Genomic DNA, 12,635 nt, shown 5'->3' on the forward strand with positions numbered 1-12,635 from the left:
GTTCAGGTTCCCCCGTCGGTCAGGTCGCCAGCGGCGACAATACAGGCGCGGCGGTTTTGAGGCTTGCCCAGCAGCAGCTGTAGGTTTCCGATGCGTCGCTCCGCAAACCCAGCTTCGCAGTAGGCGAAATAGTACCGCCACAAACGGATAAAGGCGTTAGAGTACCCGAGGTCATGGATGGCGTCACGGTTGGCCTCGAAACGCTCGCGCCAGCAGGCCAGGGTGCGGGCGTAATGCAGCCCGATGTCCTCGGCATGGCTGAAGATCAGGTCCGAACGGTCCCGAACTGCCCCCATGATGGCGCCCAGAGACGGAATGAAGCTGCCCGGGAAAATATAGCGCTGAATGAAGTCCACGTTCTTCAGGGCGCGTTCGTAGCGTTGTTCAGGCAGGGTGATGGCCTGGATCAGCGCCAGGCCATCCGGCTTGAGAAGGGCACTGAGTTGCTCCATGTACTCGCCCAGGAACTGGGGGCCGACTGCCTCGATCATCTCGATGGAGACCAGCTTGTCGTAGGTGCCTTCCAGGTTCCGGTAATCCTCGCAGAGCAGGGTTATGCGCTCCTCAAGCCCTGCGTTCGCGATCGATTCGCGTGCCCATTCGTACTGTTCCGCGGAGATAGTCGTGGTGGTTACATGGCAGCCGTAATGGCGTGCGGCATGCAGCGCAAAGCCTCCCCAGCCCGTACCAACTTCCACGACCTGATCGCCTGGGCGCAGATCCAGTTTCTGGCAGATCCGGTCCAGCTTGTACCTGGATGCCGCCTCCAGGGTAGTGTCCGCCTCGGGGAAGATGGCGGCCGAGTACATCATCGTCGGGTCCAGGAAGCGGGCGAAAAGCTCATTACCCAGATCGTAGTGGGCCTCAATGTTCTTACGTGCGCCGGTGCGCGTATTGCGGTTGAGCCAGTGCAGGGAACGCCGGGCCGGCTTGGCCACCCAGGAGACCCGGTCCTCAAAGCCGTTCATACGGTCATTATTGCGCGCGAAAAAACGCAGCAGCTTGACCAGGTCAGGGGAGTCCCAGTCACCAGCCACGTAAGCCTCTGCGGCTCCGATGCTGCCGCCAGACACCATGTCCCGCCAGGCGGTGGCGTCGTGCACGGTCAGCTGCACCGGCTGATGCAGCCCGTCATCATGGCCGAACCAGGTTTCATGATCCCCCTCCACCACGCGGAGCTGGCCTTGCTCCAGGTTGCGAAGCGTCGCGGCCACGAGGGCCCGGGCCCAATGGTCGAGGGGTGCCAGTGCTGAGACAGTCGTGGTCTTCACGTTTTCCATGATGTAACGCTTCCAAACAATTGCGATGAGGTCATTTCAGGTTCTTCCAGCCTGGGACCAAGGGTGCCAGCGGATTCTCCCTCCCACTGGGGGTGATCGTGGAAAACCGCGCCCTTGCGCCAGAGCCGGAAGGCGTTGAGATGGATGCCCAGACTGGCTTTGATGGTTTCGGCCGGGAAACGCTTCAACGCGTACCGCAGGGTGTCACGCGTGAGGCATTGACGCTTGGTGGCCAGGGTGGCATCAAAGACCTTGCCCTCGGCGCCACGCACGTTCATGTGGACATGCAGCCTCTCGGGATGGAAGCTGAAGAGCCACTCGTAGTCCTGTTCCATGGGATTGAACGGCGACACATGGAACTGTTTGGCGAAACGATAACGCCGCGAGCGCCAGCCCGAGCCCGTCTCCGTAATAGCCCCGCCCGACAGGACATAGGTGTGGCGCTGGTGCCAGGGCGTATTGGTGATCTGAGCCAGTATCGCATCCGGCACCGGGTTGGCCGCCTGGTGCGGGTTCTCCGGGTAGCAGAAATAGAAGCTCACGGGGTTGAAAAGCCAGCCCCAGTAACGGGGATGCGTGACCAGCTCAACAGGGCCACGGGGCCGCTCGCCGGTGGCCAGCTCCACATGGCGCCGTACCGCGCCATCAAGAGACCCGTTGCCCGGCTGGAAGTAATCACGCCGGCGAAACCACACCCGGTTCAGGCGGCGGGTGGATACAGCACTGTGCAGGGCAGGGAGGTCATCCCACTCGGCCAGACGGATGGCGTACAGGCCAATGGGGTAACTGAAGTCATGCCGCACCGGGGTAACGCGCCGGTGGCGGATGCTACCTTCCAGAAACTGGCTGGCCAGTGGCGTGGCGCTCATTCCAGCATGTCTCCCAGTGACTCACACACACGCAGGGCACTACGCACCCCATCCTCGTGGAACCCATTGGACCAATAGGCACCACAGTAATGGGTACGATGGCGGCCACCGATGCGTTCATACTGGTTCTGCGCATCAACGCCTTCCAGCGTGAATCGCGGGTGCGAATACTGGAAGCGCTTGATGATGCGCGACGGATCAATCGCATGGGTGCGATTCAGCGTCACACAGAACGTCTCGGGCGCCCGGTGAAAGTTCTGGAGGATGTTCATATTGTAGGTTACGGACACCGGCTCATCCGGGGATTCCGGCAGATGGTAGTTCCAGGCGGCCCAGGCACGCCGCCTGCGCGGGAGCACCGAGGTATCCGTGTGCAGCACCACATCGTTGGACTGGTAGGGGAGCGCTCCCAGGATCCTGCGCTCCTCATCCGTCGCATCCGTTAGTACGTTCAGGGCCTGGTCCGCATGGGTGGCCATGATGACCTGGTCAAAACGCTCATCGCCGCGCCTTGAGGTCAGCGTTACGCCATCCGCATCCCGGGCCACCGCCTTAACGGGCGTGTGGGTGTAGACACGCTCGCCCAGGGGTTTGGTCAAACCCGGGATATAGGCTTCAGAGCCGCCCTGGATGACGCGCCAGGTCGGCCGGTCCGAGACCGACAGCATGCCATGATTGCGGAAAAACCGCAGGAAAAAGCACACCGGGAAGCGGTCGATGTCACGCTCGGATGCGGACCAGATCGCGGCCCCCATCGGGAGGATGTAATGCTGACGGAAGTAACGTGAGAAGCGGTGGCGTTCCAGGTAATCGCCCAGGGTTTCCCGCGCCCCGATGCGGTCATTGGCCAGGTCGTCGCGAGTAAGGCGATTGAACCGCAGAATCTCGCGCACCATGTTCAGGAATCGCGGATTAACCAGGTTGCGCCGCTGGGCGAAGAGGGCGTCCAGGCTGGTGCCATTGTACTCAAGCCCAGCGTCACCCCCGTGTACGCTGAAGCTCATGCTGGAGGTCTCGGAGGCAACGCCCAGTTGCTCCATAATCCGGATGAAGTTGGGATAGGTCCAGTCATTGTAGACGATGAACCCGGTATTGACGGGCCAGTCCTGGCCACCGGCGCGCACATACTCGGTGTTGGTATGGCCGCCCAGATCGGCTTCGGCCTCATAGAGATGAACCTCGTGCCGACGGCTGAGCAGCCAGCTGCAGACGAGACCAGAGATACCACTGCCAATGACGGCGATACGTTGTGGGTTGGTCATGATCGGGTCAGCCGGTTTGCTGGGCGTTGCTGCGGGCCATGTTCGCCGCCATCCGGTCACGCAGTGGGCGTGGCAGGCATGCCATCACCTTGAGCATCCACGTGAAACGCTTGGGGAAGTGGCTCTCCGCCTTGTGGCGGGTCAGGTCCCGCACCATGATCCGGGCGGCATCCTCCGCTTCCATCAGGAACGGCATCGAGAAATCGTTCTGATCCGTCAGGGGGGTGCGCACGAACCCTGGCGAAACCAGCGACACATCAATCCCTTCTCCCGCCAGATCGGCTCGCAGGGAATCGGCCAGGTACGCGAGACCCGCCTTGGAGGCCCCATAGGCCTCCGCCCGGGTAAAGGGGAACCACCAGGCGGACGAACCGACAACGGCAAGCAGTGGCGTCACGCCCTGGCTGCGCCGGCTTCGCAGGGCGGGCAGAACGGCTTCAATGGCACGGGCGGTGCCCACAATGTTCGTATTGATCACACGCGACACCAACTCTGCGTCGAACGCCGAAACGTCCATGTATTCGCAGGTGCCCGCGTTGAGTATGGCCCAATCAATCGGCGCAAGCGCTTGAAGTTGCGTCTGGAAATACCGGCAATCCTCCGGGCTGGTCACGTCTCCGGGCAGGGGAATCACCGAATCGCCGTATTCGGAAACGAGCCCCTCCAGCTTTTCCCGGCTGCGCCCGGTTGCAATAACCCGATGCCCGCTGTGCACCAGCTCGGCGAGGACCGCCAATCCGATACCGGAACTTGCGCCCGTCAACCAGACGGTCAGGTCGTTGTTGCCGTATCCAGAATTCATGCTGCCCTGCTCCTGATCCAGTGAATGAGGCGGCCGATTAACGGGATGTTTTCATAGAGAAGCTGCCCCGCATCGTAGTAGTCCCGATGAAAAATGATCTGGTCATCCTGCCCCTGAAGAAGGCTGACGCCCTCAACGATAAAGGCCCGGCCACGCGCCAACCTGGGATGCTCCAGGGTCATGCTCCAGGGCAGGCAAACGCTGTGGGCGTTCTGGGCTGGCTCTCCGAAGTCGAACTCACAACGCGTCACATTCACGTAGGCGGAGCGCAGGTAGTCCGCCAGCGGCTCTGTCCCCCGCCGCTCCACCAGCGGATCCCGGAAGAGGATCCGCTGGTGGTAACACTCATCCATCAACCGATCGATATCCGGTGGCGACTCGTTGAAAAGGTCCTGAAAGCGTGTCAGCTGTTCACTGCTCAGCGTCGTGGCCATATCTCTGGCGATCCCGCTCAAGTGTTTCCTTATAAACTGCTTTAGGTATTGGCTTCAGATTACTGATAATACCTATTTTTTCCAGAGTCCAAAGCAAATAGAAGGTGATATCCACTTCCCACCACCGGAACCCCTGGCGTGCCGAAGTGGGCCAGCGGTGATGGTTGTTGTGCCACCCCTCTCCCAGGGTCAGCAGCGCCAGCCAGAAGTTGTTACGGCTGTCATCGGACGTCTGAAACCGACGATGGCCCCAAACGTGGGCAAGTGAATTGATGGACACCGTTCCGTGAAAGACCGCCACTGTGGAGATGAAGAAGCCCCAGATGGTCAGTTGAGCACCACTGGTCCCCAGGGATGGAGCCCAGACCGCCAACGCCTCGCCCAGAGCGTAAATGCCCACCAGGCAGGTCAGGGGCACGATGGCATCAAACCGGTTGAGAAACTTCAGCTCGGGATACCGCGCCCAGTCGCCAACACGCCGATAGTCGGTCAGGAAGGCGGCATCACAGGTGAACCAGCCGACGTGGGACCACCAGAAGCCCTGCTTTTCGGGCGAATGCAGGTCCTGGTCCGTATCCGAATGCTGGTGATGGTACCGGTGGTGGGCGGCCCACCAGAGCGGCCCACGCTGAACGGCACTGGCACCGATCACCGCGAACACGAATTGCCAGAAGCGATTGGTGCTGAAGGTCTTGTGGGCAAAATAGCGATGGTAGAAACCGGTGATGGCGAACATCCGCAACACGAAAAAGCCCAGCGCAAACCAGACTGCAAACGGGCTGACGCCGACCCAGATAACCCCCAGGCAGCCCAGGTGCAAGCCAATAAACGGCATAATCCGGATCCAGTTCAACCGGGTACTGGTGCCATCAATACGATCCGCGCCGGCCTCGGCGTCGAACCACCTGAGAAAGCTGTAAAGAAGATCACTCGCTCTTGCCATAATGCCTGTTGCCTGCTTGGAGGGAAGGAGCCCTAGTGCGCTGTTTGTTATTGAAGTTTACGCCGGAACAGGGTCACCGGATCAGCAGGAAACACGGAAGGTTATTGATAGGCGTGATTGGCAAAACCAATCACGCCCTTAGTGGCTCGGGCAGGCGATAGAAATGGACGATGGTACTGTCCGCGAATTTCTGGAAGAACGTGGACATATCGGTGATCCGTTCCAGGCGGCGTTTGCCGGTCACGGCATCCCGAGCAAGCACCTGGATGCCGTCAAAGTGGTCACGGATGTGCGAAAAGCGGGCATGCATGGTGCAGGAGACGATCTCTTGCACCGGCGCGCCGAGCGCATCCGATAGGTAGTTGCGATGGGCCTCGATGCCTTCCGCATCCAGCTCTTCCCGGGTATCCACGTGGTTCAGCCGGATCCGGTCCACCACGCAACGCGAGCAACTGGCCGGGTTGGCGCGGGCCTTACGGCGGAACGCCTCCCAGAAGAAGGTGTCCGTGACCTCGGCAAAGTTGCGTATATCCCCCAGGCAATCGTCCACCCAGTCCAGTACGTCCCGGTCTTCGAGAACCTCATTGATGGCTTCGCGCAGCAGCCAGTCAAAGCCCAGCGCCGTCTTGTGGGCGTACACCTTGCGGTACATCTGGTAGCGGGAGTAGACAAAGTCCTCAAGCGCCCCGAGCCCCTTCTGGGTGACAGCCAGCCCCAGCCAGGGTGAGTCCAGGCTCCACCCGAAGCGCAGATTGTTCAGCAGATGATCCAGATTGAAGCCACCAATGGTCACGGACGAATGGAAGCCATCCCGCAGCATGTAGTCCGCCCGGTCCGCATCAATCTCGCCGGAAACCACCGAGGACAGCAGGTCCATCACCAGCCGCGGAATGGCTGTGGTTTCCAGGGCGCCGGCATGGGCGTCTGGCCCGGCAATAAAGGCCCAGAATGTCTGGGCATGGTGCTGAAAGCGTTCACTTGGCGTTGGCTCGGTGGTCTCCATAACCCCGAGAACGTCCTGGATCTCCACCCCAAAGCGTCCCGGCAGGTCCCTATCGGTGAGGATCTCCCATGCGATGCGCACCGAATAGTGCTCGTGCTCCAGCACCTCGGGCCGTTCCGGATAGAAGGTGCTGACGTCCACGCCGTCCCAGAGCTGTTCAAAACGACCTGGCGCCTGCATCAACCGCTGGATCCGGTCCGCCTGGTTGAACTGGTGGGAGAAGCTGGAATGGCCGCTGTCGTGGAGCAGGCAGGCCAGCCGGATGATCTTCGCCATGTAGTCAATGGCATCCAGCTGCTCAAACGTCAGCTCTGGCTGGCGGCTGAGCTGGCGCTCCCTCAGGTAGGCGTCCATCATGGCCCGGAACATTCTGTCGCCCACATGCATCACGCCAATGCTGTGCAGAAAGCGCGAGTGGGTGGCCCCCGGAAAGACCAGGCTGAGGATGTCGTTCTGGCAGATGTTGCGCAACCGCTGGAAGAGGCGGTGGTCGATCACCTCGACTTCATGGCGGTGAAGACGGATACCGCCATGAACCGGGTCCATGATCAGCTTGTCGTAAGCTCCGAGCAGATCGTCCAGGGCGCTTCGCATAAAGAGGGCTTCCCCGCTTGCCTAAGTGGCACAACAAGGCCAGACTCTAGCACATCAGCCACGCCCGCGTACCGCCGCACCGGGCCGGATACTTGCTGTCGCTGGGAGCGGAGCCCATGGCCACCCGCACGGAACAAATCTTGATCATTGACCCGGATGCTGCCACCCGGAAGGAATTATGCCGCCACCTTCAGGGCCAAGGCTATTATGTAACCGCCTGTGAAGACCTGACGCAAGGCCTGGAAAGCCTGAAAGCTGCGCTTCCAGACGCCATCTTTGCTGATCTTCAACCCGAATGCATTGGCCAGCTGACATCCGATGCGGCGACCGGTGATATGGCAGTGCCCATTATTGCGCTGACCGCCACGGAAATGGCCTCAACGGTTGTGGCCGCCATGCGCGCTGGCGCCTCCGAAGTGGTGCTCAAACCGCTTGAGGACAAAAGGGCGGTCGACGAAGCGCTGCGTAAGCTCTTCGAGCGCATTCGTCTGGCACGCCTTAACGAGGTTTATCGCGAGGAACTGGAGTACAAAAACCTGAACCTGCGTGAGGGCATCTCCGAGCTGCGGGCGGACCAGAGTGCCGGGCGCAAGGTCCAGATGAAGATGCTGCCTGAGCCGGACCAGGCCATGGCGGGCGCGCGCATCACGCACCTGATCCAGCCATCGCTGTATCTCAGCGGGGATTTCCTGGACTACATGAAGTTGGATGAGCATCTGAGCCTGGTCTACATTGCGGATGTGTCCGGCCACGGGGCCAGTTCCGCGTTTGTGACCGTTCTCCTGAAAAACCTCACCAACCGCCTTCAGCGCAACCTCCGGCGAGGGTCCAGTGACGACATCCTGGACCCGGAGCGCTTCCTGCAACGGGTGAATCATGAGCTGCTGGAAACCGGTCTCGGCAAGCATGTAACGCTCTTCGTGGCTCTTGTGGATACGCAGGCCGGCGAGCTGCGCTATTCGGTGGGCGGGCATTTCCCCATGCCGATACTGCTCGATGACCAGGGGGCACGTTTCCTGGAAGGTCGCGGCCTGCCCGTGGGGCTTTTCAGTGAACCGAACTGGGATCATTACAGCCAACCGCTGGCCCGGGGATTCCAGCTCATCCTGTTCTCCGACGGCATTCTGGAAGTGATTGACGCCCCAAGCCTGGATCAGAAGGAAAAACGGTTACTTGAACTCGTGCAATCTGGGCGTCACACTGTCGCAAGACTCAGTGAGTCGCTACAGATCGAGGCAATGAATGAACTTCCCGATGACATTGCCATAGTGACGGTGACCGACGGGCGTGCTGCCGATGAGTGATTGCAAGATTCTGCAGGCTCAGGAGCGGGGTATCTACGTACTCAAGTTCATCGGAGAAGTGCGTCTCAATCTCTGCTCCACACTGGACCAGATCATCGAGGAAATGTTCAGCAACCCCGAGTTCCGGACCGTGGTTGTGGACCTTACCGAGACAGAGGTGATCGACAGTACCACGCTTGGCCTTCTGGCCAAGATCGCCATGGCCTCTGAAGAGCGCAGTCACTTCCTGCCCACGCTGATCACCACGAATCCGGACGTCACCCGTATTATCCACTCCATGGGGTTTGACCGCATATTCCTGATTGTACGCGAACCGGCACGGGACCCCGAGGAACTTGAGGAGATCCCTCTGATGCGGGCCAGCGAACAGGATGTGCGCGACAAGGTTCTGGATGCACACCGGACTCTGATGAGCCTGAACCATCACAATCAGGAAGAGTTCCAGAACCTGGTACGCGCCCTGGAATGCGAAGCCCCCTGAACCCATCCACATGACCGAATAAGTCCGCTTCATGGAGAACGCGATCCAGACCACCGTATTGGGCGGTGGCAGCTTCGGTACCACCATGGCCCAGGTACTGGCCGAAAACGGTCATCCCGTCCGCCTCTGGATGCGCAGCGTCGAGCAGGCGGAGGCCATCCGCCAAACCCGCATCAACCACCAGTACTTCCCTGATCTTGAACTGCATCCGCTGGTCGAGCCCACCACTGACATGGGGAGCGCGATCGAACAAGCGGACCTCGTCTTTGTGGCACTGCCCAGCAAGGTCTTCCGTGAGGTGATCCGGGGAGCGGCTGGCTACTTTCACGAACACCAGATGGTGGTGAGCCTCACCAAGGGCATTGAGCGTGAGGGCTTCCAGCTGATGAGCGAAGTGCTCAAGGAAGAGCTGCCCGGGGCACGCGTCGGCGTCCTCAGCGGACCCAACCTTGCCGGCGAGCTGGTTCGCCATGAGATCACGGCTTCCGTGATCGCCTCCGAGGACCGGGAGCTGAGGGAGAGGGTCCAGCAAGCCCTTGGGAATGCGTACTTCCGGATCTACGCCAACCTGGACGTCTACGGGGTGGAGCTTGGGGGCGCCCTTAAGAACATCTATGCGGTGGTCTCCGGCCTGGCCGATGCCCGTGGCATGGGCGAGAACACCAAATCCATGCTGATCACCCGCAGCCTGGCGGAGATGAGCCGTTTTGCCGTCAGCATGGGGGCCAACCCGATGACTTTTCTGGGCCTGGCCGGGGTCGGCGACCTGATCGTAACCTGCAGCTCCATCCTGAGCCGTAACTACCGTGTAGGCTATGCGGTTGGCCAGGGCAGTACACTGGATGAGGCGGTTACGGAACTGGGGCAGGTTGCCGAAGGGGTCCGGACCCTGGAGCTCGTACACGAGAAGGCCATAGAGCTGGATGTCTATATGCCGCTGGTGCGCGGGCTCTACGAAATCCTCTATCGGGGCGCCTCCATCAAGGATGTGGTCAGCGCCCTCATGAACGCCGCCCAGAACAGCGACGTGGAGTTCATTCTGCCGCGCCAGGGTGCCGGCTCCGCCCTCTGAGATCACGCACCGCGCAGCAGGCTCTCCAGGGCGTCCAGAGCCTGCTCCAGCGCCGCGTAAGGCGTGTAGAAGTGCGGCGAAAACCGCACACCACCGCCGCGGCTGGCGCAGATCACCTGCTGCTCAGCCAGCTTCTGGCACAGGTGCTGGCTGTTGTGGCCGGGCACCTGCACCGTCAGGATCCCCAGCCGGCGCTGACTTTCGCGGGGCGTCACCGGTGTGAGCCCCGCAACCTGATCCAGGCCCGAGGCCAGATGATTGATGCGCTGATCGATCCGTTCCCGGACCTGTTCCAGTCCCACTTCCAGCAATAGACCGGTACTGGCTTCGAGCGCGTGGGCGGCCAGCAGGTTGGGGCTGCCGCACTCAAAACGCCGGGCATCCGGCGCCGGCTCCCAGTCCTTGCGCTCAAAGTTGCCGCGATCGGCGATCATGTGCCAGCCGAATTCATAGAGGGTGAGCCTGTCCCGCCACTGGGGAGCCACGTAGAAAAACGCCAACCCCTCCGGGCCCAGCAGCCACTTGTGGCCGTCCGCCATGGCAAAATGGGCCCCGGTAGCCTGTACATCCAGCGGCTCCGCTCCGGCACTCTGGATGGCGTCCAGGCAGAACAGGATCCCGTGGCTTTCACAGAGCGCGCCCAGATGGTGGGCATCCAGGCGCAGGCCCGTGCCGTACTGGACCGAGCTGACGGACAGGAGCCGGGTTCTGTCGCTGATCAGGTCCTCAATGGCGCCTTCTGGCGTGACATCCTGCCGGTCAATGTCCGCGACCCGTACCCTCACTCCCTGATCAACCAATGATTCCCATACGATCCGGTTGGACGGGAACTCCTGGCTGGTGATGATCACCTCATCCCCCTCCTGCCAGTCGAGGCCAGCAGCAACCATGGACAACGCTTCCGAGGTGTTCTTGCACAGGGCAATGTCCTGGGCCGAGGGCGCGTTGATCAGGCGCGCAAGATTGTGCCGCAGCCGTTCTTCAACGCTCAGCCACTGCGGGTAGCGGGCAGCGCCCAGGCGGCTGTTTTCCGTCGCGAAGCGGGCAACGGCATCACTCGCACGCTGCGGCCAGGGCGCCACGGCAGCATGATTGAGGTAGGCAAGCCCCGCATCCAGAGGAAACTCCTTCTGCAGCTGCGTTGCCAAAAAACGCTCTGTCATGTCCATCTCCGTCATGTCCGTCATTGAAGGGGCAGGCTCGCACCGATAGTATCAGTGCTTGTTCAACACACCGATTGCACCGGAGGGCTGCAGATGGGAGAACCTGATTCCCAGGCGGAACTGGCCCGACAATTCGAACACGTGGCCCAGTACGATACAACCGGACAGGGGCCGCCCCTGGAGCAGTGGGACCCGCCGTTCACGGACGACCTGGAACTGTTCATCAACCGCAACGGGCGATGGTTCTACCAGGGCCGCGCCATTGACCGAGCCGGCCTGCGCAAACTGTTTGCCTCCATTATGCGTCGTGAATCAGATGGTTACTACTATCTTCTTACACCGCATGAGAAATACCGCATCCAGGTTGAAGATGTACCCTTCCTTGCCCACAGCGTTGAACAGGAAGGGGAGGGGGACTCACGGGTTCTATGGCTCCAGACGGACGTGGAAGACCGGTTTCCGATCGGGGATTCCCACCCACTCATTGTCCGCACGGATGAGCAAAGCGGCGAACCCCAACCCTACGTCGTGGTACGCCGTGGCCTTCAGGCCCGGATCGAGCGCAACGCGTTCTACCACCTGACCGAACTGGCCGAAGAGAGAACGATCAACGGGGCCACCCATGTTGGGGTTGTCAGCCAGGGGAACTTCTTTTCACTGGGGCGCATCAGCTGACCCGGTTTTCAAAACCGCTTTTATTTTCTATCATGGAGTATGGGTGCCTGTACTGAGGGGCACCCTTGCGTTGCGGATCGTCGTAAGTCCCTCTGTACAGGCCGCTGTTCAGCAACACTTTCGATCCACCGCACTTGATTACGACGTTTCTGTCCCACACGCAAGGAGTCAACATGACCGAATCCCGTGTCGTCACCATCCATTACACCCTCAAGAATGACGAGGGTGAAGTTCTGGATTCTTCCCGTGAACGTGAGCCGCTGAGCTATTTGGAAGGTGCCGAGAACATTATCAGTGGCCTGGAAGAAGCACTGACCGACAAGGGCCAGGGTGACGAAACCCAGGTATCACTGGATCCGGAGAACGCTTACGGCGAAGTTCGCGAAGAACTGGTGCAGCCGGTGCCGAGTTCCGCCTTTGAAGGCGTAGAGAAGGTTGAGCCCGGCATGCAGTTCCAGGCAGAGACGCCCGGAGGCCCGCAGATCGTGCGCGTGGTATCCGTCGAAGATGACACGGTGACCATCGATGCCAACCATCCGCTCGCCGGCCAGCGCCTGCATTTCGATGTAGAAGTGGTTGGTACCCGCGAGCCGTCCGACGAAGAGAAAGAGCACGGCCACGTGCACTAAGACTCTTCGCTCAGCACTGGCTAACCATTTGTTCAGTGCATTGGCATTATCGAGTAGGGTGAGGCGTCTCCGCCTCATCCCTCTCACAGAACCGTACATACGGACCACGTATACGGCTCATGCC

13 protein-coding genes are annotated in these 12,635 nt (G+C 60.7%); 5 read left to right on the top strand and 8 right to left on the bottom strand.

All coding sequences use genetic code 11. The annotated features are described in order from the left end of the window. Positions 1 to 2: 2 nt before the first annotated feature. The 7 genes from AC1RQI_RS14705 to AC1RQI_RS14735 all read right to left on the bottom strand — a co-directional run bounded on the left by AC1RQI_RS14705 (position 3) and on the right by AC1RQI_RS14735 (position 7,187). Complete coding sequence (locus tag AC1RQI_RS14705) at positions 3 to 1,280, bottom strand: class I SAM-dependent methyltransferase (protein WP_481905384.1); 1,278 nt, start codon at positions 1,278 to 1,280, stop codon at positions 3 to 5. Continuing rightward, a complete protein-coding gene (locus AC1RQI_RS14710) occupies positions 1,268 to 2,149 on the bottom strand; it encodes a DUF1365 domain-containing protein (protein ID WP_481905385.1) in 882 nt (293 codons plus the stop codon). The genes AC1RQI_RS14705 and AC1RQI_RS14710 overlap by 13 nt, the downstream gene beginning before the upstream one ends. Beyond that, on the bottom strand, positions 2,146 to 3,411 hold the full coding sequence (locus AC1RQI_RS14715) for an NAD(P)/FAD-dependent oxidoreductase (protein ID WP_481905386.1): 1,266 nt from the start codon (positions 3,409 to 3,411) through the stop codon (positions 2,146 to 2,148). The genes AC1RQI_RS14710 and AC1RQI_RS14715 overlap by 4 nt, the downstream gene beginning before the upstream one ends. A 7-nt stretch (positions 3,412 to 3,418) precedes the next feature. Next, positions 3,419 to 4,213 (bottom strand): SDR family NAD(P)-dependent oxidoreductase, encoded by a 795-nt coding sequence (locus AC1RQI_RS14720; RefSeq protein ID WP_416634502.1) that lies wholly within the window; start codon positions 4,211 to 4,213, stop codon positions 3,419 to 3,421. Further along, on the bottom strand, positions 4,210 to 4,647 hold the full coding sequence (locus AC1RQI_RS14725) for a nuclear transport factor 2 family protein (protein WP_481905387.1): 438 nt from the start codon (positions 4,645 to 4,647) through the stop codon (positions 4,210 to 4,212). The genes AC1RQI_RS14720 and AC1RQI_RS14725 overlap by 4 nt, the downstream gene beginning before the upstream one ends. Beyond that, positions 4,625 to 5,590, bottom strand: a complete 966-nt coding sequence (locus tag AC1RQI_RS14730; RefSeq protein ID WP_481905388.1) for an acyl-CoA desaturase — start codon at positions 5,588 to 5,590, stop codon at positions 4,625 to 4,627. The genes AC1RQI_RS14725 and AC1RQI_RS14730 overlap by 23 nt, the downstream gene beginning before the upstream one ends. Positions 5,591 to 5,720: 130 nt before the next feature. Then, complete coding sequence (locus AC1RQI_RS14735; RefSeq protein WP_481905389.1) at positions 5,721 to 7,187, bottom strand: HD domain-containing protein; 1,467 nt, start codon at positions 7,185 to 7,187, stop codon at positions 5,721 to 5,723. A gap of 116 nt (positions 7,188 to 7,303) precedes the next feature. On the opposite strand from AC1RQI_RS14735, the gene AC1RQI_RS14740 reads away from it, so the two are divergent. From AC1RQI_RS14740 to AC1RQI_RS14750, 3 genes are read left to right on the top strand one after another with little or no spacing between them, the layout of a single operon-like run. Continuing rightward, positions 7,304 to 8,491: a PP2C family protein-serine/threonine phosphatase gene (locus AC1RQI_RS14740; protein ID WP_481905390.1), complete on the top strand. Its 1,188-nt coding sequence runs from the start codon at positions 7,304 to 7,306 to the stop codon at positions 8,489 to 8,491. Beyond that, positions 8,484 to 8,972, top strand: coding sequence for an STAS domain-containing protein (locus tag AC1RQI_RS14745; protein ID WP_416634507.1), 489 nt, complete (start codon positions 8,484 to 8,486; stop codon positions 8,970 to 8,972). Before AC1RQI_RS14740 ends, AC1RQI_RS14745 begins: the two co-directional genes overlap by 8 nt. A 31-nt stretch (positions 8,973 to 9,003) precedes the next feature. Continuing rightward, on the top strand, positions 9,004 to 10,044 hold the full coding sequence (locus tag AC1RQI_RS14750) for an NAD(P)H-dependent glycerol-3-phosphate dehydrogenase (RefSeq protein ID WP_481905391.1): 1,041 nt from the start codon (positions 9,004 to 9,006) through the stop codon (positions 10,042 to 10,044). A gap of 2 nt (positions 10,045 to 10,046) precedes the next feature. On the opposite strand, the gene AC1RQI_RS14755 is transcribed toward AC1RQI_RS14750, so the two are convergent. Further along, positions 10,047 to 11,207 (bottom strand): aminotransferase class V-fold PLP-dependent enzyme, encoded by a 1,161-nt coding sequence (locus AC1RQI_RS14755; protein WP_481905392.1) that lies wholly within the window; start codon positions 11,205 to 11,207, stop codon positions 10,047 to 10,049. A 93-nt stretch (positions 11,208 to 11,300) separates the two neighbouring features. Between AC1RQI_RS14755 and AC1RQI_RS14760 the strand changes: the two genes are divergently transcribed. Together AC1RQI_RS14760 and AC1RQI_RS14765 are read left to right on the top strand one after the other, a co-directional pair. Continuing rightward, complete coding sequence (locus AC1RQI_RS14760; RefSeq protein WP_481905393.1) at positions 11,301 to 11,882, top strand: DUF1285 domain-containing protein; 582 nt, start codon at positions 11,301 to 11,303, stop codon at positions 11,880 to 11,882. A gap of 173 nt (positions 11,883 to 12,055) precedes the next feature. Then, entirely contained in the window at positions 12,056 to 12,511 is a 456-nt protein-coding gene (locus AC1RQI_RS14765; protein WP_416634511.1) for an FKBP-type peptidyl-prolyl cis-trans isomerase, read from the top strand. Positions 12,512 to 12,635: the final 124 nt, after the last annotated feature.

Source organism: Salicola sp. AFF1 (assembly GCF_056783195.1).

What these genes read in the sequence shown, in the direction of transcription:
- AC1RQI_RS14730 (WP_481905388.1), bottom strand. Translation starts at nt 5,590, where the DNA reads ATGGCAAGAGCGAGTGATCTTCTTTACAGCTTTCTCAGGTGGTTCGAC.
- AC1RQI_RS14750 (WP_481905391.1), top strand. Translation starts at nt 9,004, where the DNA reads ATGGAGAACGCGATCCAGACCACCGTATTGGGCGGTGGCAGCTTCGGT.
- AC1RQI_RS14745 (WP_416634507.1), top strand. Translation starts at nt 8,484, where the DNA reads ATGAGTGATTGCAAGATTCTGCAGGCTCAGGAGCGGGGTATCTACGTA.
- AC1RQI_RS14710 (WP_481905385.1), bottom strand. Translation starts at nt 2,149, where the DNA reads ATGAGCGCCACGCCACTGGCCAGCCAGTTTCTGGAAGGTAGCATCCGC.
- AC1RQI_RS14725 (WP_481905387.1), bottom strand. Translation starts at nt 4,647, where the DNA reads ATGGCCACGACGCTGAGCAGTGAACAGCTGACACGCTTTCAGGACCTT.
- AC1RQI_RS14720 (WP_416634502.1), bottom strand. Translation starts at nt 4,213, where the DNA reads ATGAATTCTGGATACGGCAACAACGACCTGACCGTCTGGTTGACGGGC.
- AC1RQI_RS14735 (WP_481905389.1), bottom strand. Translation starts at nt 7,187, where the DNA reads ATGCGAAGCGCCCTGGACGATCTGCTCGGAGCTTACGACAAGCTGATC.
- AC1RQI_RS14760 (WP_481905393.1), top strand. Translation starts at nt 11,301, where the DNA reads ATGGGAGAACCTGATTCCCAGGCGGAACTGGCCCGACAATTCGAACAC.
- AC1RQI_RS14715 (WP_481905386.1), bottom strand. Translation starts at nt 3,411, where the DNA reads ATGACCAACCCACAACGTATCGCCGTCATTGGCAGTGGTATCTCTGGT.
- AC1RQI_RS14765 (WP_416634511.1), top strand. Translation starts at nt 12,056, where the DNA reads ATGACCGAATCCCGTGTCGTCACCATCCATTACACCCTCAAGAATGAC.
- AC1RQI_RS14755 (WP_481905392.1), bottom strand. Translation starts at nt 11,207, where the DNA reads ATGACAGAGCGTTTTTTGGCAACGCAGCTGCAGAAGGAGTTTCCTCTG.
- AC1RQI_RS14740 (WP_481905390.1), top strand. Translation starts at nt 7,304, where the DNA reads ATGGCCACCCGCACGGAACAAATCTTGATCATTGACCCGGATGCTGCC.
- AC1RQI_RS14705 (WP_481905384.1), bottom strand. Translation starts at nt 1,280, where the DNA reads ATGGAAAACGTGAAGACCACGACTGTCTCAGCACTGGCACCCCTCGAC.